This window comes from Nocardioides sp. (assembly GCF_016462705.1).
Lineage (GTDB): Bacteria > Actinomycetota > Actinomycetes > Propionibacteriales > Nocardioidaceae > Nocardioides.
In genome coordinates this window covers 13,832-33,959 of the sequence record NZ_JAEMSS010000025.1, presented here as the reverse complement: position 1 = coordinate 33,959, position 20,128 = coordinate 13,832, and the positions used below count along the sequence as shown (strand labels likewise).

The following is a 20,128-nucleotide window of genomic DNA, read 5'->3' as shown; positions in this document are numbered from 1 at the left end:
CGCCAGCGAGCGTCCTTGACGCGGAGACCCGGCCTGCTACGCGCGCGGGCACCACGCCCAACCCGAAGAACGGCCCCTCACACAGAGTGCTTGCGCTCCATGACCGCCCGCACGGCGGCCTCGTCGAACGGCTCGCCCAGCCAGTCGAACATCCCGCGGAGGACGGCCGGGTCGGCGACGTAGTCGTCGTAGTGCACCCGGTACGCCGCCTCGCCGAGCGACTCTGCGAGCGCCAGGATCCCGGCCTCTGCCGCTGCGAGACCGGAGGCGTGGTCGCCTTCGGCCCACCAGCCGCTCTTGAGCACGGACTGGTGGTCACGGGTGTTGACGAGGAAACGGGCCCCGGGGAAGACGTCGCGCAGCCACGCGACGTACTCCTCGAGGTCGGGGTGGTACCAGCGGATCTCCTTGAAGCCGGTGACCCGGGTGTCCTTCTTGGGGCGCAGCACGGTGTCGAGGACCAGCGTCCGGATGTCGGTGAGCGACCGGTCGAGGGGGACGTCGCCGATCCCGTAGAACGGGTGGGTGCGCTGCCGGCCGAGGTTCGTGCCGACCCGGGCCGACTCGTCGGCCAGGGTCCTGTGGAAGAGGAAGAGGTGGTGCAGTGCGTCCCGGTTCTCGCCGCGGATCAGGTAGCCGGGGATCGAGTTGAGGATGCCGGCCAGCAGCGTGGAGCCGGAGCGTCCGTACGTCACGACGAACAAGTAGGAGAGGTCGTCGCGGCGCTCCCGCCCGCGCCGCTCGAACATGCCGCCACCCTAACGACGGTGCCCCCGGCTCGTTGACCCAGCATGACGGTGGCCGTGGTGGCGATGCTGCTCGCGGTGGTCGCCGCGGTCGTGGTGAACTCGGTCTTCTCCCAGGCCGAGGAGACACCGGCCGAGGCCGAGGAGACCGGACTCGGAGACCTGCTCGAACCCTGATTGGATGGCGGCATGTCCTCGTTGGCCTTGCTCATCCTGATCATCGCCGCCGTCGGTCTCGTCCTGGTGGCCGCCGTCGTCGGGCTGGTGGTGTCCGGGCGGCGCAAGCCCGCGGCGCTGCCGGACACCCACACCGACGTGCTCGTGGCGCCGCCCGCGGAGGCGGGCGAGGACGTCCCGCCCGTCGAGCTGAGCAGCCCCCCGGCGACGATCGAGCGGCCGGAGGCGACCGCGACCCGGCTCCAGCGGCTCCGCCAGCGGCTTGCCGGTTCGCAAGGGGCGCTCGGCCGGGGCCTGCTGGCGCTGCTCAGCCGGGACAAGCTCGACGAGGACACCTGGGAGTCGATCGAGGACGCCCTGCTCACCGCCGACGTCGGCGTCGGGCCGACCCAGGAGCTCGTCGAGCGGCTGCGCACCCGGCTGCGGGTCGAGGGCGGGGACGCGCCGGACCCCAGGACCGTCCTGCGTGAGGAGCTCGTCACCCTCGTCGACCCGACCATGGACCGTCGGCTCCAGGTGACCGGCGCCGACGGCAACCCGGGTGTCGTGCTCGTGGTCGGCGTCAACGGCGCCGGCAAGACCACGACCGTCGGCAAGATCGCCCGGATCCTGGTCGCCGAGGACCACACCGTGCTGCTCGGCGCCGCCGACACCTTCCGGGCCGCCGCGGTCGACCAGCTGGCCACGTGGGGCGAACGCGTCGGCGTGGAGGTGGTGCGCGGCCCCGAGGGCACCGACCCGGCCAGCGTCGCCTTCGAGGCGGTCAAGCAGGGGATGGAGCAGGGCGTCGACACGGTCGTCGTCGACACCGCAGGACGGCTGCAGAACAAGGCCGGCCTGATGGACGAGCTCGGCAAGGTCAAGCGGGTCATCGAGAAGCAGGCCCCGGTCACCGAGGTGCTGCTCGTCCTGGACGCCACGACCGGCCAGAACGGCATGGTCCAGGCCCGGGTCTTCTCCGAGGTCGTCGACGTGACCGGCATCGTGCTCACCAAGCTCGACGGGTCGGCGAAGGGCGGCATCGTGGTCGCCGTGCAGCGCGAGCTCGGTGTTCCCGTCAAGCTCGTCGGCCTGGGCGAAGGCGCCGACGACCTCGCGCCCTTCGACCCCGGGGCGTTCGTCGACGCGATGCTGGGCTGAGCCCGCTCGTGCCCGCCCTCGTCTCGGTCGTCCTCGACCCCGGCCAGGACCCGGAGGTCCGCGCCCGGACGGCGGAGAGCCTGGAGGCACAGACGCACCGGACCTGGGAGGCCGTCGGCGGTCTCGACGAGGCGGCGGGGGAGTACGTCGCGTTCCTGGACGCGGGCGACACCTGGGTGCCCGACCGGCTGGAGCGGCTGGTCAGTCTCGGGGCGCCGGTCGTGGCGGACCGGATGGAGGGCGTCCGGGGCAACGGCGACACGGAGGTCTACGCCCAGCCCCGGCCGACCGAGGCGGCCCGCCTGCTGTTCCGCCGCGACGTGCTGGTCGACGGGGGCGGCATCGACCCCGGGGCCGGACCGGCCTGGCCCCTCGACTTCTTCCTGCGCAACGGCGTCGCCACCGTCGAGCAGGTCGGCCGGACCGGTGTCCTGCGGTCCTTCCCGGACCGTCGCCGAGCCGGTCTGCAGCGACCGGGCAACTTCCGGCACGCGGTGCTCAACCGCCACCTGGTCGACTGGGCCGGACTCGGCGAGCAGCCGCGCCAGCCCGGCCTCACCTCGGTGATCATCCCGACCTACGAGGACGCCGAGCTGACGGCCGCGTGCGTGCGGTCGCTGCTCGCCGCGGGCGGCGAGATCGAGGTGCTGGTCCACGACAACGGGTCCGCGCCCGGGATCGCCTCGGCCCTGGACCGGTTGCGCGCCGACCGGGTGCGCATCGTGCACGCGCCCGAGAACTACGGCTTCGCGCTCGGCAACAACCTCGGTTTCGCGGAGTGCAGCGGCGACGTCGTGGTCTTCCTCAACAACGACACGACCGTCCCGCAGGGTTGGGTCCCGCCGCTGCGCGCCGCGCTGGAGGACCCGGCTGTCCTCGGCGCCCAGCCGCTGCTCGTCTACCCGACGGGCGAGATCCAGTCGGCGGGCGTCGTGTTCCCGACGACGGGTGGGCTGCCGCACATGCTGCTGCAGGGGTTCCCCGTCGAGGACGCGGTCGGCCTCGACGACCAGCGCTTCCACGCGCTCACGGGAGCCGCGCTCGCGCTGCGCGCCGAGGACGTCGTCGCGCTCCGGGGCTTCGACCCGGTGTTCACCAACGGCATGGAGGACGTCGACCTGTGCCGGCGGCTCGAGGCGATGCGTCCCGGGCACTTCCGGGTCGTCACCGCGGCGCCGGTGGTGCACCACGAGTCACGCAGCCCGGGCCGCTACCTGAAGCACCTGGCCAACCGTGAGCTCTACCTCGCACGTTGGTCCGGTGCCGTCGAGCCGCGTGACGACGCCGAGCTGTGGGGGAGCCGCGGTCTCACCGTGGTCGACCACCGCGTCGCCCCGCGCAAGAACGAGCCGCCGGAGCTCGCCGTCCCGCATCCGGTCCTCGTGCGCGACCGGCGGCTCTCCGTCGACGAGCGGCCCGGCCGCCTGCGCTGGGCGATCAAGAACCCGGCGCCCGCCGGTGAGGGCGGCGAACGGTGGGGGGACACGCACTTCGCGTCGTCGCTCGCGGCGGCGCTGCGCGCCCAGGGCCAGGACGTCGTGGTGGACCGCCGTCCCGACTGGGACCGCACGACCGGTGCCGACGACGACGTGGCCCTGGTGCTCCGTGGCCTGCACCGGCACCGGCCGCACCCCGGCCCGGTCACGCTGGCCTGGGTGCTGTCACACCCGGACGACGTGACGCCCGACGAGCTGCGCGGCTACGACCGGGTCGTCGCCGCGAGCATCGCCTGGGCGGACCGGGTGAGCCGGGAGTGGGGCGTCCCCGTGGAGCCGCTGCTCCAGGCCACGGACCCCGGCCTCTTCCACCCGCACGACGGGATCGCGGACACCGGCCACGACGTCCTCTTCGTCGGCAACTCGCGCCGGGAGCTGCGCCCGGTGGTGCGCGACGCCCTCGCAGCCGGACTTCCGCTCGCGGTCTACGGAGACCTGTGGGGTGGGCTCGTGCCCGACGAGGTCGTGGTGGCCCGGTCGATCCCCAACGACGAGCTGTCGGCGGCGTACGCCGCCGCCGGGGTCGTGCTCAACGACCACTGGGACGACATGCGCGCGGGCGGGTTCGTCTCCAACCGGCTGTTCGACGCGGTCGCCAGCGGGGCGCGCGTGATCAGTGACGACGTGGCCGGGATCGCCGGGCTGTTCGGCGAGTCGGTCCAGGTCTACCGCGACGTCGACGACCTCCGGCGGCTCGCGACGCTGGCCGACCGCGACGCGGTGTTCGGGGACGCCGACACCAGGCGCCGTGCGGCGGAGCGGGTCCGGACCGAGCACTCGTTCGCCGCCCGCGCCGAGCGCCTGGTCGAGCTGGCCCACGAGGCCCGCCGCGAGCGCGACGTCTAGGAGATCGAGAAGCTGCGGGCCAGGGCCTCCGGGTCGGCCACCCGGAGCAGGTTGCGCTCGAACACGTCCACTGGCGCGTCCGGCACCGCTGCCAGCATCCGCTCCTTCCACAGGGCGAGCCCCGGCGTGACGTAGGGGTTCGCGACCAGGAACCGCCGCTTGAACAGCGGGAAGCCCTCCGCCAGCAGGTCGAACGCACCCGGGCCGTAGAGCGGGTGGTTGGGTCGCAGGTCGGGGAGCCAGGTCGAGAAGTCGAAGCCCTGCCCGACCAGGTAGCGGGTGGTGCCGTACTCGTACTTCTGCACCAGCAGGTCGTGGTCGACCTGCGGCACGACCGCGTCCAGGCGCCGGCGGAAGCCCGGGTCGTCGAGCACCGGACGGCGCAGCGCCAGGAAGTAGGAGCCCAGGTGCGCCGACTCCCGGGACCGGAACGCCGCGCGCGGGATCCAGTCGCGCTTCACCTCTGCGAGCGGCAGCGACTGCGGCTCGCCGGGCTCGGGCTCGAACAGCCGGGCGGTCACCTGGAGCGACCAGAAGTCACAGGCCTGCCCGTCCATCCGGGCGAAGACGTCGTCGAGCGGACGGAGCAGCCAGCAGCTGTCGTTGGCCAGCAGCACCTCGTCGTACTCGTCGAGCACCTGCCAGCCCACGAGCTCGCGGGCGAGCAGGCTCCAGGACCCGAAGTCGTGCGCACCGTGCCGGCGGGCCCAGGACCCGCGCACCAGCCCGTCGAGGCGCTCGAGCTGCCCGGCCTGCATCTCGCAGTCGGCGAGGACGTAGACGTCGGCGAACCGGGCCAGCTCGCGGACGTAGTCGACCACGTAGTCGTCCACCAGCCCGTCGGGGTCGTACGCCGCGAAGAGGCAGGCCCGCCGCGGCGGCCCGTCCAACGCGTGCCGCGGCCTGGCGGTCGGCTCGGGGAGGGGCAGCAGCCCGCGGAAGCGGCCGTCGACCAGGTAGTGCACCAGCGGGTTGACCGCGGTCTCGGAGTCGTCCGCCGGGTCGAGGTACTCGGCGACGTACCACCAGACGTCGAAGTCCAGGGAGGGGTTGCGCAGCCGGCGCCAGCCCCGACGGCAGAAGTGGTCGACCGGCTCGGCGCCGCGCTCGGCCTGCGGCGGGTTGTGCTCCAGGTAGCCCGCCTCGTCGACCGCGCCCGCCAGGCGCACCAGGGCGACCTCGCAGCGCCGCCCCTGCCCGACGCCGATCCCGGCGGACGGCGGCAGCCCCGCGGCCACGGCGTGCAGGCCATCGTCCAGCGCACGCCGGAGCAGCGCCGCCGCGGCCGCGCCGTCGGCGGCGGACCAGGCCGTGACCAGCTGCGCCCAGGCGGCGCGGTAGCGCTCGTCGGTCATCGGCTCATCACCCCGGCATCATCCCCGACCTGGCGGTGAGGGAGGTCCGACGGGGGGTCCACGGGGGTGGAGCTGCCGTGCCTGGCGTAACACCGAAGTAACGCAGGGCCGGATGTCGTTTCCTGCCCGCAACATCCGGCCCGTTGGGGTGAAACGTGGTGCCCCGAGGGTTCTCGGCAAGAGGAGGGGCGCGCGACAGCGCAGTCGCACCCGAGAGCCCCGTCCTGTTCCCGCATTCTCCATGGAGGTTCTGTGGACGGCTATTACGCCTTCATGCTCATCGCGACAGCGTTCGTGCTGATGATGACGGTTCCCGCGCTGGCGCTGTTCTACGGCGGCATGTCCCGGTCGAAGTCCGTGCTCAACATGATGATGATGAGCTACATCGCGGCCGCGATCGTGGGCATCCTCTACGTCGCGGTCGGCTGGTCGATGGGCTTCGGCGGCGAGGGCACGTTCTTCGCCGACCCGACCGAGCTGCTGTGGCTCGACGGGGTCACGACCGACAGCTACATCTACGTGATGTTCCAGATGACGTTCGCCATCATCACCGTCGCGCTGATCAGCGGCGCCGTCGCCGACCGGATGAAGTTCGCCGCCTGGGTGGTCTTCGTTCCCCTGTGGGCGCTGCTGGCCTACTTCCCGCTGGCGCACATGGTGTTCAGCTGCACCGAGGACTCCCTGATCTGCGGCCGGATCGGCGCGCAGGACTACGCCGGCGGCACCGCGGTGCACATCAACGCCGGTATGGCCGCGCTGGTCCTGGTCATCCTGCTCGGCAAGCGGGTCGGCTTCGGCAAGGAGGCCATCCGGCCGCACAACCTGACCCTCACCATGCTGGGCGCCGGCCTGCTGTGGATGGGCTGGTACGGCTTCAACGTCGGCTCGATCGTCTTCGGCGGCGAGACCGAGGAGGACAACATCGCGCAGTTCTTCTCGGAGACCGGCCGCACCTTCGCCAACACCACGCTGGCGACCATGGCCGCGATCCTCGGCTGGCTGCTCATCGAGTTCCTGCTCCACAAGAAGGCCACGTCGCTCGGCGCCGCCTCCGGCATCGTCGCGGGTCTGGTCGCCATCACGCCGGCCGCCGGCGCGGTCGACATCGAGGGCGCGGTCGCCATCGGTGCCATCGCCGGCGCGGTCTGCGCCTGGGCGGTCGGGCTGAAGTTCAAGCTCGGCTACGACGACTCGCTCGACGTCGTCGGGGTGCACCTGGTCGGCGGCATCATCGGCACCGTCCTGATCGGGGTCTTCTCGACCTCCGACGGCGCGGGCGGGGTCGACGGCCTCTTCTACGGCGGCGGCGTCGGCTCGCTCGGTGACCAGGCGCTCGGTGCGCTGGTGGCGATCGCCTTCTCGGGCGTGGTCACCCTGGTCATCGGCCTGGCGATCAAGTACACGATCGGTCTCCGCCTGTCGGAGGAGGACGAGGTCGAGGGCATCGACTTCGTCGCGCACGGCGAGTCGGCGTACGACATCCACACCAGCGGGGGCGGCTCGTCCAGCGTCCTGGCGGCCAAGACCGCTCCGGTCACGGAAGGAGCCAACGCATGAAGCTCGTCACCGCGGTGATCAAGCCGCACAAGTGGGAGGACGTCCGGGAGGCCCTCGAGACGTTCGGCGTGACCGGCATGACGGTCAGCGAGGTCAGCGGCTACGGCCGCCAGAAGGGCCACACGGAGGTCTACCGGGGCGCGGAGTACGACATCGCCCTGGTGCCGAAGATCCGCATCGAGATCGTCGTGGCCGACGGTGACTCCGAGGACGTCGTCGGGATCATCGTCAAGACCGCCCAGACCGGCCGGATCGGCGACGGGAAGGTCTGGGTGAGCCCGGTCGAGACCGTGGTCCGGGTCCGCACCGGTGACCGGGACTCGGCGGCCCTCTGACCGACCGCTGAGCGACCCTGAGGCCGCCACAGATCGAGCGCACCGGCCCGGCTCCCTCGCGGGGGAGCCGGGCCGGTGCGATGATCGGGCCCGACCGAAGGACCCAGACCCGACCCACGCTCGTTCCCGGACTCGGAGGAGAGGCACGTGAAGCTCGTCACCGCGGTGGTCAAGCCGCACAAGTGGGAGGACATCCGGGTGGCGCTCGAGGGCGTCGGGGTGACCGGCATGACGGTCAGCGAGGTCAACGGCTACGGGCGGCAGAAGGGCCACACCGAGGTCTACCGCGGAGCCGAGTACGACGTCGCGCTGGTGCCCAAGGTCCGGATCGAGATCGTGGTGGCGGACGGCGACGTCGACTCCGTGGTCGACGCCATCACGCGCAGCGCCCAGACCGGCCGGATCGGCGACGGCAAGGTGTGGGTGCAGGCCGTCGAGTCGGTCGTCCGGGTCCGCACCGGCGACCGCGACGACGCGGCGCTCTGAGTAGCCACGAGCGCGCGGAGCGCACGGCCGCGGCCGATGCGCTGTGCGTCCGCGCCTGGGAGTCCGTCTCGGGGCCGGACGCGGGAGCCGCTTTAGTGGCGGTCGGCGGCTACGGACGCGGCGAGCTGGCGCCGTACTCCGACCTGGACGTCGTCCTCGTGCACGAGGAGGACCCCGGCTTCGACCTCGCCGCGGTGGCCGGCCAGGTCTGGTACCCGCTGTGGGACTCCGGAGCCAACCTGGACCACTCGGTCCGGACCCTGCCGCAGATGGTCGAGACCGCGGGCCAGGACCTCAAGGTGGCGCTCGGCCTGCTCGACGTCAGGCACGTCGCCGGCGACCCCAACCTCACCCTCCGGCTGCGCACCACCATGCTCACCGAGTGGCGGCGCGACGCCCGGCAGCGGCTGCGGGCGCTGCGGGCCCTGGTCGACTCCCGGCACGAGCTGATGGGCGAGCTCGCGCACGCGTCGGTGCCCGACCTCAAGGAGACCGAGGGCGGCATCCGTGACGCCACCGTGCTGAAGGCGCTGGTGGCGACCTGGCTCGTCGACGTTCCGCACGTCGAGCTGGAACGCAGCCGGCTGGCGATGCTCGACGTGCGCGACCAGGTGCACGCCCTGGCCGGCCGCGCGACGGACCGGGTGACGCCGGAGATGTGGGGCGACCTCGCCCCGTTGCTGGGCGTCCCGGACGCCCGGGCCGCCCAGGTGACGGTGCGCGAGCTCGGCCGGCGGATCACTCACCTCTCCCGGCTGACCTGGCGTCGGGTCGACGACGTGCTGGACCGGGCCACCGCCGCACGCCGGCCCTCGCTGACTCCGGTCGCGGAGGGGGTCGCACTGGCGGCCGGTGAGATCGTGCTGGACAAGCGGGCCCGGCCGGCCGAGGACCCGGCCCTGCTCCTCCGCGCCGCCGCGGCGGCCGCCGAGCGCGACGTGGTGCTCGCCCCACCGACCGCGGCCCGGCTGGCCCGGGAGTGCGCGCCGATGCCGACCCCCTGGCCGGCCGAGGCGCGCGACCTCCTCGTCCGGCTGCTGGCCGCGGGACGCGGTCTGCTCGGCACCTGGGAGACCCTCGAGGCCACGGGAGCGCTCACCCGGCTGCTGCCGGAGTGGGAGCGGATCCGGCTGCTGCCGCACGCCTCCGAGATCCACCGGTTCACCGTCGACCGGCACGTGGTCGAGACCTGCATCGAGGCCTCGTCGATGATCCGCCGCGTCGACCGGCCCGACGTCCTCATGGTCGCCGCGCTGCTGCACGACATCGGCAAGGGCAGCCTGACCGAGCACAGCGTGGCGGGCGAGCCGGTCGCCCGCGAGATCGCGGCCCGGCTGGGCTTCGACGAGGACGGCGTCGACCTGGTCGCGCTGCTCGTCAGGTGGCACCTCCTGCTGGCGGAGACCGCCACGACCCGGGACCCCGACGACCCGGCCACCGTCGAGACGGTCGCCCAGCGCGTGAGGACCCGCCAGGCACTGGATCTCCTGACCGTGCTCACCGAGGCGGACGCGCGGGCCACGTCACCGAAGGCCTGGTCGACCTGGCGCTCCGGCCTGATCCTCGACCTGTCCCGTCGTACGGCGGCAGCCTTGAGCAGCGGCCGCTCGCTGCCGCCCATCGGGTCCGAGGACGTCGAGATCCCCGAGGCGGCCACGCAGGGCGCCGCGGCGTTCTCGGTGGAGGAGCTCGAGGACGGCAGCCGGGTCACCGTCACCGCGCCCGACCGGGTGGGCCTCCTCGCCGACGTCTCGGCGGTCTTCGCGCTGCAGCGGATCCGGATCCGGGCGGCCCGGGCGTGGTACCAGGACGGGTACGGCGTCTCGGTGTGGGAGGTGGGGGAGGAGCAGCTGCAGGCGGCGACCCTGCGCCAGACCTACGACGGCGTCGTCGACGGCCGCCTCGACCCACGTGCGCGGCTGCAGGTGACGTCCCCGGGCACGTTGCAGCCCTCGGTCGACGTCCGTCCGGAGGCGTCCGCGCACGCGACCGTCCTCGAGGTCCGCACGACCGACCGGCCTGGCGTGGTGCACCTGGTCTGCGCTGCCCTCGCTGCCCTGGACGTGACCGTGCGGTCGGCGCACGTCGACACGCTCGGACCGCAGGCGGTCGACGTGTTCTACCTCCAGGAGGCCTCGGCCGGGGTGCTCAGCGACCAGCGGGCGGCGGCTGCGGCGCACGCGGTCCGGGCGGCTCTGGGGAGCTCGGGGTCTGCCGTCTCCTGACGGGCCCCCTGACTGTGGCACGCATCCGGACCGTGTCGATGCTGACCGGCGGGTCCTCGTCGTCGGGTGACGGGACGACCTCGCCCTGGTGCTCCTGGGACTGCAGGTCGCGGTCGGCGCGGGCACGGGCCGGGTCGAACACGTCGATGAAGCTGCCCAGCGCGTCGGAGGCTCCGCCGCTCCCGGGGGGCCGCTCCGAGACGAGCATCCGGTGACCGGCCCACGCCAGCAGCCCCAGCACCAGAGCGCCCGCCACGACGAACACCAGTGCCTCCACACAGTGAAGGTAGTCCTGGCAGTGGTGACCACTTAGTTAGGCTGGGCGGGTGTTCGCCACCCTCTCCGACCGTCTCGCCGACACCTTCAAGAACCTCCGGGGCAAGGGGCGGCTGTCCGAGGCGGACATCGACGCGACCGCGCGTGAGATCCGGATCGCCCTGCTCGAGGCCGACGTCGCGCTCCCGGTCGTCAAGGAGTTCGTGGCCGCGGTCAAGGAGCGGGCCCGCGGCGAGGAGGTCAGCCAAGCGCTGAACCCGGCCCAGCAGATCGTCAAGATCGTCAACGAGGAGCTCGTCAGCATCCTCGGGGGCGAGACCCGCCGGCTGCGCTACGCCAAGAGCGGGCCGACCGTCATCCTGCTGGCCGGCCTCCAGGGTGCCGGCAAGACGACCCTGGCCGCGAAGCTCGCGCTGTGGCTCAAGGAGCAGGGCAAGAGCCCGTTGCTGGTCGCCTGCGACCTGCAACGCCCCAACGCGGTCACCCAGCTGCAGGTCAACGGCGAGCGGGTCGGCGTACCCGTGTTCGCGCCCGAGCCCGGCAACGGCGTGGGGGACCCGGTCTCGGTCGCCCGGGCGTCGATCGAGGAGGCCAAGCGGACCCTCCACGACGTCGTCATCGTCGACACGGCGGGGCGGCTCGGTGTCGACGCCGAGATGATGAAGCAGGCCTCGGACATCCGCGACGCGGTCCAGCCCGACGAGGTGCTGTTCGTCCTCGACGCCATGATCGGCCAGGACGCGGTGGCGACCGCGCAGGCCTTCCTCGAGGGCGTGGGCTTCGACGGAGTGGTCCTCACCAAGCTCGACGGCGACGCCCGCGGCGGTGCCGCTCTGTCCGTCGCCTCGGTCACCGGTCGGCCGGTCATGTTCGCCTCCAACGGCGAGAAGATGACCGACTTCGACCTCTTCCACCCGGACCGGATGGCCTCGCGCATCCTCGACATGGGCGACGTCATGACGCTCATCGAGCAGGCGGAGAAGGCCTTCGACTCCGAGCAGGCCGCCAAGGCCGCGGCCAAGCTGACCGGCCAGGGCGGCGAGTTCACCCTCGACGACTTCCTCGAGCAGATGCAGCAGGTCCGCAAGCTCGGCTCGATGTCCAAGATCATGGGCATGCTCCCCGGGATGGGGCAGTTCCGCGACCAGCTCGAGAACTTCGACGAGCGGGAGATCGACCGGATCCAGGCGATCATCCAGTCGATGACGCCCGCCGAGCGGGCCAACCCCAAGATGATCGACGGGTCCCGCCGGGCCCGGATCGCCAAGGGCTCTGGCCGCCAGGTCTCCGACGTCAACAACCTCGTCGACAGGTTCTTCGAGGCGCGCAAGATGATGATGTCGTTCGCGCAGGGCGGGGGGATGCCGGGTCTCCCCGGGATGCCCGGCATGGCCGGCGGCGGCAAGCGCGGCAAGCAGAAGGCCCAGCAGAAGAAGGGCAAGGGGCGACGCGTCTCCGGCAACCCGGCCAAGGCGGCCCAGCAGGCCGCGGCCGCGAAGGGCAAGGCCGCCGCCGCGCCCGCGAACCCGTTCGGCAACCCCGACGGCGCCGCGGACGAGGTCGACTACGAGGCGGCCGCGGCCGCGCTCAACCTGCCGAAGGACTTCTCGAAGTACCTCAAGTGAGGGTGCTGGTGGTCGACGGGGCCAACGTCGTCGGCAGCCGACCGGACGGCTGGTGGAAGGACCGCGCGGGCGCCGCACGACGGCTGCACGAGTCGCTCGTGGTGGCCGACACGTCGTACGACGTCGTGGTGCTGGTGCTCGAGGGCGCGGCCAAGGGCGGTGTCCCGGCCGGCCGCGACGGCCACCTGGTGACCGTGCACGCGGCCCGCGACGGGGACTCGACGATCACCGCCGAGGCCAGGTCGGCGGCCGCGCGGGGTGACACGGTCACGGTGATCACCGCCGACCGGCTGCTGCAGTCAGCGGTGCAGGCGGTGGGAGCGACCACCATGAGCCCGTCCTGGCTGCTCGACCAGCTCTGAGGCGCGGCGCTCGCAGCCGGTCACGCGGCCAGCGTGGCGATGGCGAGGGCGACCGAGCCGACCAGCTCGGCGCGGTCACCCAGGTCCGCCGGTGCGACCTCGACGGCGGCCGCCGTGTCGGGCTGGGCGTAGCGGTCGATCGCGCCCCGCAGGCCGGCGACCAGGGAGGTCGAGGCGCCGAGCGAGCCCCCGACGACCACCAGCTCGGGGTTCAGGCTGTTGGCCAGGTCGGCCACCGCCCTCCCGACGGTGCGGCCGGCGTCGGTGAGCACCCGACGCGCACCCGCGTCGCCGTCGCGCTCGAGGGCCAGGACGTCCTCGACGTCGAGCTCCTGGTCGTACGCCGGCTGCAGCAGCCGCAGCAAGCGGGGTACCGCGACCACGGTCTCGAGGCAGCCGCGGTTGCCGCACCGGCAGACCTGACCGTCCTCGCCGACCTGGACGTGGCCGATCTCGCCCGCGATCCCGGTCGCGCCGCGATGCAGCCGTCCACCGAGGACGATGCCCGCGCCCAGACCACTGGCCATCTTCAGGTAGATGACGTCGTGCCGGCCGCGAGCGCTGCCGTGGTGGAGCTCGGCGAGCGCGCCCAGGTTGGCGTCGTTGTCGACGTGGACCGGGACCCCGAGCCGGCGCTCGAGCTCCTCGCCCGGGGGGAGGCCGCGCCACCCCGGCATGATGCCGGTCCGGATCCGCGACGACCGGCGGTCCAGGGGAGCAGGCACGCACATGCCGACGGCCTGCAGGTGGTCCGGCCCGAGCCCGGCTCCGGACACGAGGGCGCGCACCATGGCGGCGGCCCGGTCGAGCACCTGGGCGCCGTGGGCGTCGACGTCGACGAACGCGTGCTCCTCGCCCTGGATCCGGCCGGTCCGGTCCGCGAGGGCCACGCGGACGTGCCCGTGGCCCACGTCGACCCCGGCCATCCCGCCCACGGGTGCGCTGAGGGTGACCAACAGGGGAGGGCGGCCGCTGCCGCCCTTGTGGGGCAGGCCGCGGTCGGTCGTCTCGGTGACCAGGCCGCTGCGGATGAGGTCCGAGACCAGGCTCGACACCGTGGTCCGGGACAGCCCGCTGCCACGCACCAGGTCGGCCCGGCTCATCGGGCCCTCGCTGGCGAGCAGGGCCAGCACCGCCCGCTGGTGACCCGCGCGCAGCCTCTCCAGCGCCCCCGATGCGGCCATGCCCCGGAAGCCTACGGCGATTTGTGCGGAAGGTGGAGGAAAAACATGCGGATGGCGGGTCTTTGCGCATTGACCCGGAGCAAATGCCGTTCCTAGGTTGCGAGCAGCGCGGGTGCACCGCGCCCGGCCCTCCAACGACGGCGGACCGGCTTCTTGATCGGGCAAGGAGAACCATCGATGTCGCTCACCCTTCCACGCGGAGCCCTCCTCGGCGCCGCCCTCACCACCGCCCTGGCGGTCGGGCTGCTGCCAGCACCCGGCCAGGCGGCACCCACCGTCCCGGTCGCCGTGACCGGGACCGAGAACGAGACGACGCGGGCCGCCGAACCGGCGTACCGCAACGAACGGCTCCCGGTCGACCAGCGGGTCGCGGACCTGCTGGGCCGGATGACCCTGGCCGAGAAGGTCGGCCAGATGGCCCAGGCCGAGCGCGCCGACGTCGCGGCCGACCCCAGCCTCGTCACGACCTACGGCCTCGGCAGCGTGCTCTCCGGGGGCGGCTCGGTCCCCGCCAGCAACACTCCGGAGGGCTGGGCGGACATGGTCGACACCCTCCAGGCCGCGGCGCTCGAGACCCGGCTCGGCATCCCGCTCCTCTACGGCGTCGACGCGGTCCACGGCCACGGCAACCTGCAGGGCGCCACCGTGTTCCCGCACAACATCGGTCTCGGAGCGACCCGCGACCCGCGGCTGCTGGAGAAGATCGGGCACATCACCGCCAAGGAGACCCGGGCGTCCGGGCCGCAGTGGAACTTCTCCCCGTGCCTGTGCGTGGCCAGGGACGACCGGTGGGGCCGGACCTACGAGAGCTTCGGCGAGACCCCGCAGCTGGTCGCCCGGCTGGCGACCGTGATCGACGGGCTCCAGGGGAAGCCCGGGCAGCTCGACCGCCCGGACCGGGTGCTGGCCACCGCCAAGCACTTCGCCGGCGACGGACTCACCGCCTGGGGCACGGGCGAGGGCGACTACACGCTCGACCAGGGCATCAGCCAGGTCTCGCGGGCTGAGTTCGACCGGCTCGCCGTGGCGCCGTACCGGCCCGCGATCCGCGGCCACCACGTCGGCTCCGTGATGCCGTCGTTCTCCAGCGTCGACTGGACCGAGGACGGGCTCGGCAACCCGGTGAAGATGCACGCGCACCAGGAGCTGATCACCGACGTGCTCAAGGGCGACCTCGGCTTCGACGGCCTGGTCATCTCCGACTGGCGGGCGATCCGGCAGATCCCGGGCGACTACCGGGAACAGGTGCGCCTGTCGGTCCTGGCCGGCGTCGACATGTTCATGGAGCCGATCCAGGCACCCAACAACCCGGACGGCTGGGACGTCTTCATCCCGACTCTCATCTCGCTGGTCGAGGAGGGCGCGGTGCCGATGAGCCGCATCGACGACGCCGTGTCCCGCATCCTCGCCGCGAAGTTCGAGCTCGGCCTGTTCGAGAAGCCCTTCACCGACCGTCGGCACATCGACTCGATCGGCAGCAAGGCGCACCGCAAGGTCGCCCGCCGCGCGGTGGCCGAGTCGCAGGTGCTGCTCAAGAACCGGCAGCAGACGCTGCCGCTGAGCCCCGGGCGGAGGCAGCCGGTGTACGTCGCCGGCAGCAACGCCGACAACATCGGCAACCAGGCGGGCGGCTGGACGCTGACCTGGCAGGGCGGCTCGACGAACGTGATCCCCGGCCAGACGGTGCTCGACGCCGTCCGCTCCACGTCCGCGGCCCGGGTCCAGTTCAGCCAGACCGCGAGCGACCCGGTGCCGGCGAACGCGGCCGGCATCGTCGTGGTCGGCGAGACGCCGTACGCCGAGGGGTTCGGCGACGTGGACGGACCGCAGTGGGGCTACGACCCGGGGGACAACGGCGTCCTGCGGCCGAAGCAGACGATGCAGCTCAACGACGCCGACCAGCTGGCGATCCGGCGGGTCTGCTCGCGGGCCGCGTCGTGCACCGTGCTGGTGGTCTCCGGGCGGCCGATGGTCGTCCCGCCGGAGCTGCTGTCGCAGATCGACGCCCTGGTCGCCTCGTGGTTGCCGGGCAGCGAGGGGCAGGGCGTCGCGGACGTGCTGTTCGGCCGCAAGCCGTTCACGGGCAAGCTGCCGGTGAGCTGGCCGCGCTCGGTGGCCCAGGAGCCGATCAACGTGGGCGACCCGGGCTACGACCCGCTCTACAGGTTCGGGCACGGGCTCGGCACCTGACGTCAGGGCTCGGCCTGGATAGGTTCGGAGGCGTGGCAGCACTGCGCGTCTCCGGACCTGTCCTCCCCGACGGCGAGGTCCGCGACCTCTACGTCGTCGCCGGCCGGATCACGCGCGAGAAGCAGCCCGGGGCGGAGACGGTCGCGAGCGGCTGGGTGGTCCCCGGACTGGTCGACGCGCACTGCCACCTCGGCCTCAACGACGACGGCGGCACCACCGTCGAGGAGACCGAGCAGCAGGCGATCGACGACCGGGACGCCGGAGCGCTGCTGATCCGGGACGCCGGCTCGGCCGCGGACACCTCGTGGATCGACGACCGCGACGACCTGCCGCGGCTGATCCGGGCCGGCCGGCACATCGCCCGCACCAAGCGCTACATCCGCAACTACGCCCACGAGGTCGAGCCCGGCGAGCTGGCGGCGCACGTCGCCCAGGAGGCGCAGCGCGGGGACGGCTGGGTCAAGCTGGTCGGCGACTGGATCAGCCGGGACACCGGTGACCTGGCGCCGTCGTTCGCGCCGGAGGAGTTCGCCGAGGCGATCGCGGTGGCCCACGACCACGGGGCGAAGGTGACCGCGCACTGCTTCGGCACGGCGGTGCTGCCGGGCCTGATCGAGGCGGGGATCGACTGCATCGAGCACGGCACCGGACTCACGCCGGACCTCGTCGGGGCGATGGTCGAGCACGGCACCGCGCTGGTGCCGACGGTGATGCAGGTCGACAAGTTCCCGGAGTACGCCGAGGCCGGGGCCGAGAAGTTCCCCGACTACTCGGCGACGATGACCGACCTGTTCGCCCGGCGGCGCGAGACGATCATGACCGCCTACGAGGCGGGCGTGCCGCTGTACGCCGGCTCGGACGGCGGGGGAGTGCGCAAGCACGGCAACATCGCCGGCGAGGTCGTGGCGATGGCCGGCCTCGGGATGACCAACGAGGCCGCCCTGGGCGCCGCGTCCTGGCGGGCCCGCGAGTGGCTCGGCTGGAACGCGACGCTCGACGAGGGCGCGCCCGCCGACCTGGTGGTCTACGACGCCGACCCCAGGGTCGACCTGACCGTCCTCGCCCGGCCGGCCTGCGTCATGCTGCGCGGTCGCGTGGTGCGGTAGCGGCGACCTCGCGGATCCGGTCCTCCGGCGGTGCGTACTTCACCAGTGCGTGGTTGCGCTTCACCAGCTCCTCGGCGACGACGTCGCCGGTGCGCTTGTCGATGACCGAGCGCCAGATCTCGTTGCGGCGGTAGACGCGGCCCTCGACGCGGAGGAACTCCTCGTCGCGCGCCTCCACGCGGTACGACGTCGTGGTCGGCCGGTCCGCCCGGAGCTCGCCCCTCAGGTGCCGCTCGGCCACCCAGGTGCGGAGCTGGAACGTGGTCGCGGTGTCGTTGCGGACGACCAGGTCGACGTAGTTGTAGACGATCGAGCAGCCCACGCCCCACGGCAGCACCCGCCCCTTGTCGGGGAAGGGGTCGAAGCTGTGCTCGGAGCGCTCGACGACGGTGAGCGGCGAGTGCAGCACCATCCAGTGCACCAGGTTGGCCAGCTGGCAGATGCCGCCGCCGACGCCGGAGACCGCGTCGCCGTTGGACAGCCGCATGCCCTCGACGTACCCCTTCCTCCGGGTGCAGCTCCCGACCACCTTGTTGAACGAGAACGTCTCGCCGGGCCGGATGAGGAGCCCGTCGGTGCGTTGCGAGGCCAGCCGCAGGTTCACGACCTTGTTGTGCTGGAGGACCATCTCGCTCTCGGACAGCTCCCGCAGGAGCAGGGAGGCGTGCTTCTTCACCCGCACCGGGAGGTTCTGCCCGCCGTGGTCGCGGGCCCACTCGGTGCCGGGCCTGAGCCACCGGAGGTGCCGGCGGACCTGGTGGGCGCGGACCGCCCACGGGAAGAGCCACGGGTGCCGTTCGCTGGGTCTGGTGCCGTTCATGCCCGTAGGACACCGGCGTACGTCGAGAAGTTGTCAGGCGCCTCGCGGTGGCCGGGTGACCCACAGGATCGCGGTCCCGATGAGCACCGCCAGCCCGAGGCCGCCCAGCATCATCGGGACGACGACGGCGAGCAGGATCCGGAGCACGAAGTCACCGACGTCCAGTGCCGGTCCGATCTGCGCGGGCCCCGCGTCGGCGGAGCAGGTCACCGACAGGCGGCCCGACCCCGGGTCGAACGAGGCGGTGGCCTGCCAGGCGTCGCCGTTGACACTGCGGGTCACGGTGCCGCTGACCGGTCGCAAGGTGACCGAGCCCCCGGTGTCGGCGTCGCGCAGCGTGCACTCGGCGTCGCCGTGCTGCTGCTCCCAGAGATACCGGTCGCCGTCGGTGTCCACGGTGACCTGGTGGGCGACGCCGTCGGCCGGGACCGTCGCCTCCACGCTGAGGAACCCGCTGTCGAAGATCCGGACGAGCATCACGATGCCCACGACGACGGCCGCGACGACGAGCAGAGCGCCGAGGGCGAACCACCCCACGCGGGGGCGGGGCCTGCCCGCCGCGCCCGGTGGTGGCGGCGGGCCGGCGTACACGGTCACGGACGCAGTCTGCTGCGGTTGGTCGTGATTGGGAACGCCCGCCCTGGTCTGGCAGAATCTCCGCTCGCGTGTCCTGCGCGCCCGGACCCTCTCATCCGGACGCGCCGGACCCTCCGAGGAGCCCGACCCGGTCCCCACCTGGTGCTGGGCGTCTCACCCGCACACAACGTCGCAAGGAGACACCACAGCTGTGTCCGTCAAGATCCGTTTGAAGCGCCTGGGCAAGGTCCGGGTCCCGCAGTACCGCATCGTCGTCGTCGACGCCCGCAAGAAGCGTGACGGCAAGGTGATCGAGGAGATCGGCAAGTACCACCCGAAGGAGGACCCCTCCTACATCTCGGTGGTCTCCGAGCGGGCCCAGTACTGGCTCGGCGTGGGTGCGCAGCCCTCCGAGGCCGTCGCCAAGATCCTGAAGATCACCGGTGACTGGCAGACCCACAAGGGTCTCAAGGGCACCGAGGGCACCCTCAAGGTCGCCGAGCCCAAGCGGGACAAGCTCGACATCTTCAACGAGGCGCTCAAGGACGCGCACGGCGACTCCTCCGGGGAGGCCGTGACCAAGAAGGCCGCGGCCAAGAAGCCCGCTGCCAAGAAGGACGCGGCTGCCGACAAGCCGGCCGAGGCCCCCGCCGACGCTGCTGAGGCCCCGGCCGAGACCCCGGCCGAGACTGGCGCCGAGGAGACCCCCGAGCCGCGCGAGGTCCCTGAGGCCGAGACCCCCGAAGGTGCGGCCGAGATCGCCGAGACCGAGGAGACCGCCGCCGTCGACGCCGAGACCAAGGCTGAGAAGTCGGGCGACGACAGCTGATGCTGGCCGAAGCCCTCGAGCACCTCGTGCGCGGGATCGTCGACAACCCCGACGACGTGTCGGTGCGTGACAAGCAGCTGCGTCGCGGGTCGATCCTGGAGGTCCGGGTGCACCCCGACGACCTCGGCAAGGTGATCGGCCGGGGCGGCCGGACCGCGACGGCGTTCCGCACCGTCGTCTCGGCCCTCGCGGGCCGCGGCGGCGCGCGGATCGACTTCGTGGATGTCGACCGCCGACGCTGAGCCCTCGGGCGACCTCGAAGTCGTCGTCGGGCGGGTGGGCAAGCCCCACGGCCTGCGCGGCGAGGTGACCGTCGACGTACGCACCGACGAGCCGGAGCGACGCTTCGCCGTCGGCGCCACGCTGCGCGCCGAGCCACCGCCCGGCTCGGCCAGCACACTGCGGTCGCTGACCGTGGCGAGCACCCGCTGGCACCAGGGGGTGCTGCTCGCCGGGTTCGAGGAGCTGCCTGACCGTGATGCCGCCGAGGCCGCCCGCGGGACGGTGCTGCACGCCACGATCCCCGCGGACAGCTCCCCGGACGACCCGGAGGAGTACTACGCCCACCAGCTGGTCGGCCTGGCCGCCTACGACGTGGACGGCGCGCACCTCGGGGAGGTCACCGCGCTCACGACGGGCGCCCAGGACCTGCTCACCGTGCGCACCCTCGACGGCCGCGACGCCCTGGTGCCCTTCGTCGCCGCGCTCGTCCCCGAGGTCGACGTCGCGGGCGGCCGGCTGGTGATCGCCGACCGGCCGGGGCTGGTCAGCCCCTTCGACGAGGACTGAGGCGGGAC

The 20,128-nt window shown here is 72.7% G+C and carries 20 protein-coding genes; 14 read left to right on the top strand and 6 right to left on the bottom strand.

The window, feature by feature from the left end; all coding sequences use genetic code 11:
- Positions 1-77: 77 nt before the first annotated feature.
- Positions 78-749: a sulfotransferase gene (locus tag JHD21_RS05255; protein ID WP_292672220.1), complete on the bottom strand. Its 672-nt coding sequence runs from the start codon at positions 747-749 to the stop codon at positions 78-80.
- 42 nt (positions 750-791) lie between these two features.
- On the opposite strand from JHD21_RS05255, the gene JHD21_RS05250 reads away from it, so the two are divergent.
- Genes JHD21_RS05250 through JHD21_RS05240 form a run of 3 tightly spaced genes read left to right on the top strand, consistent with a single transcriptional unit; the run spans position 792 to position 4,405 of the window.
- A complete protein-coding gene (locus tag JHD21_RS05250) occupies positions 792-923 on the top strand; it encodes a hypothetical protein (protein ID WP_292672219.1) in 132 nt (43 codons plus the stop codon).
- A gap of 12 nt (positions 924-935) precedes the next feature.
- On the top strand, positions 936-2,063 hold the full coding sequence (ftsY, locus tag JHD21_RS05245; RefSeq protein WP_292672218.1) for a signal recognition particle-docking protein FtsY: 1,128 nt from the start codon (positions 936-938) through the stop codon (positions 2,061-2,063).
- Positions 2,064-2,071: 8 nt separating this feature from the next.
- A complete protein-coding gene (locus JHD21_RS05240; protein WP_292672217.1) occupies positions 2,072-4,405 on the top strand; it encodes a glycosyltransferase in 2,334 nt (777 codons plus the stop codon).
- On the opposite strand, the gene JHD21_RS05235 is transcribed toward JHD21_RS05240, so the two are convergent.
- Positions 4,402-5,760: a rhamnan synthesis F family protein gene (locus JHD21_RS05235; RefSeq protein WP_292672216.1), complete on the bottom strand. Its 1,359-nt coding sequence runs from the start codon at positions 5,758-5,760 to the stop codon at positions 4,402-4,404. The two genes, JHD21_RS05240 and JHD21_RS05235, sit on opposite strands and share 4 nt — an antisense overlap.
- Before the next feature lie 273 nt (positions 5,761-6,033).
- On the opposite strand from JHD21_RS05235, the gene JHD21_RS05230 reads away from it, so the two are divergent.
- From JHD21_RS05230 to JHD21_RS05215, 4 genes are all read left to right on the top strand, one after another.
- Positions 6,034-7,317, top strand: coding sequence for an ammonium transporter (locus tag JHD21_RS05230; RefSeq protein ID WP_292672215.1), 1,284 nt, complete (start codon positions 6,034-6,036; stop codon positions 7,315-7,317).
- On the top strand, positions 7,314-7,652 hold the full coding sequence (locus tag JHD21_RS05225) for a P-II family nitrogen regulator (RefSeq protein WP_292672213.1): 339 nt from the start codon (positions 7,314-7,316) through the stop codon (positions 7,650-7,652). The genes JHD21_RS05230 and JHD21_RS05225 overlap by 4 nt, the downstream gene beginning before the upstream one ends.
- Before the next feature lie 147 nt (positions 7,653-7,799).
- Positions 7,800-8,138: a P-II family nitrogen regulator gene (locus tag JHD21_RS05220; RefSeq protein WP_292672212.1), complete on the top strand. Its 339-nt coding sequence runs from the start codon at positions 7,800-7,802 to the stop codon at positions 8,136-8,138.
- Complete coding sequence (locus JHD21_RS05215) at positions 8,072-10,363, top strand: [protein-PII] uridylyltransferase (protein WP_292672211.1); 2,292 nt, start codon at positions 8,072-8,074, stop codon at positions 10,361-10,363. The genes JHD21_RS05220 and JHD21_RS05215 overlap by 67 nt, the downstream gene beginning before the upstream one ends.
- Here JHD21_RS05215 and JHD21_RS05210 read toward each other — a convergent pair.
- Complete coding sequence (locus tag JHD21_RS05210) at positions 10,287-10,640, bottom strand: hypothetical protein (RefSeq protein WP_292672209.1); 354 nt, start codon at positions 10,638-10,640, stop codon at positions 10,287-10,289. The genes JHD21_RS05215 and JHD21_RS05210 overlap by 77 nt on opposite strands.
- Positions 10,641-10,689: 49 nt before the next feature.
- Here JHD21_RS05210 and ffh point away from each other — a divergent pair, with 49 nt between their 5' ends.
- Together ffh and JHD21_RS05200 are read left to right on the top strand one after the other, a co-directional pair.
- The gene (gene ffh / locus JHD21_RS05205) at positions 10,690-12,264 is read left to right on the top strand and encodes a signal recognition particle protein (RefSeq protein WP_292672207.1); all 1,575 of its coding nucleotides are present in this window, start codon (positions 10,690-10,692) and stop codon (positions 12,262-12,264) included.
- Positions 12,261-12,626 (top strand): NYN domain-containing protein, encoded by a 366-nt coding sequence (locus tag JHD21_RS05200; RefSeq protein ID WP_292672205.1) that lies wholly within the window; start codon positions 12,261-12,263, stop codon positions 12,624-12,626. The genes ffh and JHD21_RS05200 overlap by 4 nt, the downstream gene beginning before the upstream one ends.
- 20 nt (positions 12,627-12,646) lie before the next feature.
- Here the strand turns inward: JHD21_RS05200 and JHD21_RS05195 are convergent, their stop codons facing one another.
- Positions 12,647-13,810 carry an ROK family transcriptional regulator gene (locus JHD21_RS05195; protein WP_292672203.1) on the bottom strand — a complete coding sequence of 388 codons (1,164 nt, stop codon included), beginning with the start codon at positions 13,808-13,810 and terminating at the stop codon, positions 12,647-12,649.
- A 177-nt stretch (positions 13,811-13,987) separates the two neighbouring features.
- Here JHD21_RS05195 and JHD21_RS05190 point away from each other — a divergent pair, with 177 nt between their 5' ends.
- Both JHD21_RS05190 and JHD21_RS05185 read left to right on the top strand, forming a co-directional pair.
- The gene (locus JHD21_RS05190) at positions 13,988-16,000 is read left to right on the top strand and encodes a glycoside hydrolase family 3 protein (protein ID WP_292672201.1); all 2,013 of its coding nucleotides are present in this window, start codon (positions 13,988-13,990) and stop codon (positions 15,998-16,000) included.
- A 32-nt stretch (positions 16,001-16,032) separates the two neighbouring features.
- Complete coding sequence (locus JHD21_RS05185; RefSeq protein ID WP_292672199.1) at positions 16,033-17,106, top strand: amidohydrolase family protein; 1,074 nt, start codon at positions 16,033-16,035, stop codon at positions 17,104-17,106.
- Here JHD21_RS05185 and JHD21_RS05180 read toward each other — a convergent pair.
- Positions 17,078-17,926 (bottom strand): VanW family protein, encoded by an 849-nt coding sequence (locus JHD21_RS05180; RefSeq protein ID WP_292672197.1) that lies wholly within the window; start codon positions 17,924-17,926, stop codon positions 17,078-17,080. The genes JHD21_RS05185 and JHD21_RS05180 overlap by 29 nt on opposite strands.
- A gap of 33 nt (positions 17,927-17,959) precedes the next feature.
- Positions 17,960-18,523, bottom strand: a complete 564-nt coding sequence (locus tag JHD21_RS05175; RefSeq protein WP_292672195.1) for a hypothetical protein — start codon at positions 18,521-18,523, stop codon at positions 17,960-17,962.
- A gap of 190 nt (positions 18,524-18,713) precedes the next feature.
- Here JHD21_RS05175 and rpsP point away from each other — a divergent pair, with 190 nt between their 5' ends.
- Genes rpsP through rimM form a run of 3 tightly spaced genes read left to right on the top strand, consistent with a single transcriptional unit; the run spans position 18,714 to position 20,120 of the window.
- Positions 18,714-19,331 (top strand): 30S ribosomal protein S16, encoded by a 618-nt coding sequence (gene rpsP, locus JHD21_RS05170; protein ID WP_292672192.1) that lies wholly within the window; start codon positions 18,714-18,716, stop codon positions 19,329-19,331.
- Positions 19,331-19,573, top strand: a complete 243-nt coding sequence (locus JHD21_RS05165) for an RNA-binding protein (RefSeq protein ID WP_292672191.1) — start codon at positions 19,331-19,333, stop codon at positions 19,571-19,573. Before rpsP ends, JHD21_RS05165 begins: the two co-directional genes overlap by 1 nt.
- The gene (gene rimM, locus JHD21_RS05160) at positions 19,554-20,120 is read left to right on the top strand and encodes a ribosome maturation factor RimM (RefSeq protein ID WP_292672190.1); all 567 of its coding nucleotides are present in this window, start codon (positions 19,554-19,556) and stop codon (positions 20,118-20,120) included. Before JHD21_RS05165 ends, rimM begins: the two co-directional genes overlap by 20 nt.
- Positions 20,121-20,128: the final 8 nt, after the last annotated feature.

What these genes read in the sequence shown, in the direction of transcription:
- JHD21_RS05235 (WP_292672216.1), bottom strand. Translation starts at nt 5,760, where the DNA reads ATGACCGACGAGCGCTACCGCGCCGCCTGGGCGCAGCTGGTCACGGCC.
- JHD21_RS05255 (WP_292672220.1), bottom strand. Translation starts at nt 749, where the DNA reads ATGTTCGAGCGGCGCGGGCGGGAGCGCCGCGACGACCTCTCCTACTTG.
- JHD21_RS05190 (WP_292672201.1), top strand. Translation starts at nt 13,988, where the DNA reads ATGTCGCTCACCCTTCCACGCGGAGCCCTCCTCGGCGCCGCCCTCACC.
- JHD21_RS05230 (WP_292672215.1), top strand. Translation starts at nt 6,034, where the DNA reads ATGCTCATCGCGACAGCGTTCGTGCTGATGATGACGGTTCCCGCGCTG.
- rimM (WP_292672190.1), top strand. Translation starts at nt 19,554, where the DNA reads ATGTCGACCGCCGACGCTGAGCCCTCGGGCGACCTCGAAGTCGTCGTC.
- JHD21_RS05250 (WP_292672219.1), top strand. Translation starts at nt 792, where the DNA reads ATGACGGTGGCCGTGGTGGCGATGCTGCTCGCGGTGGTCGCCGCGGTC.
- ftsY (WP_292672218.1), top strand. Translation starts at nt 936, where the DNA reads ATGTCCTCGTTGGCCTTGCTCATCCTGATCATCGCCGCCGTCGGTCTC.
- JHD21_RS05225 (WP_292672213.1), top strand. Translation starts at nt 7,314, where the DNA reads ATGAAGCTCGTCACCGCGGTGATCAAGCCGCACAAGTGGGAGGACGTC.
- JHD21_RS05180 (WP_292672197.1), bottom strand. Translation starts at nt 17,926, where the DNA reads ATGAACGGCACCAGACCCAGCGAACGGCACCCGTGGCTCTTCCCGTGG.
- JHD21_RS05165 (WP_292672191.1), top strand. Translation starts at nt 19,331, where the DNA reads ATGCTGGCCGAAGCCCTCGAGCACCTCGTGCGCGGGATCGTCGACAAC.
- JHD21_RS05195 (WP_292672203.1), bottom strand. Translation starts at nt 13,810, where the DNA reads ATGGCCGCATCGGGGGCGCTGGAGAGGCTGCGCGCGGGTCACCAGCGG.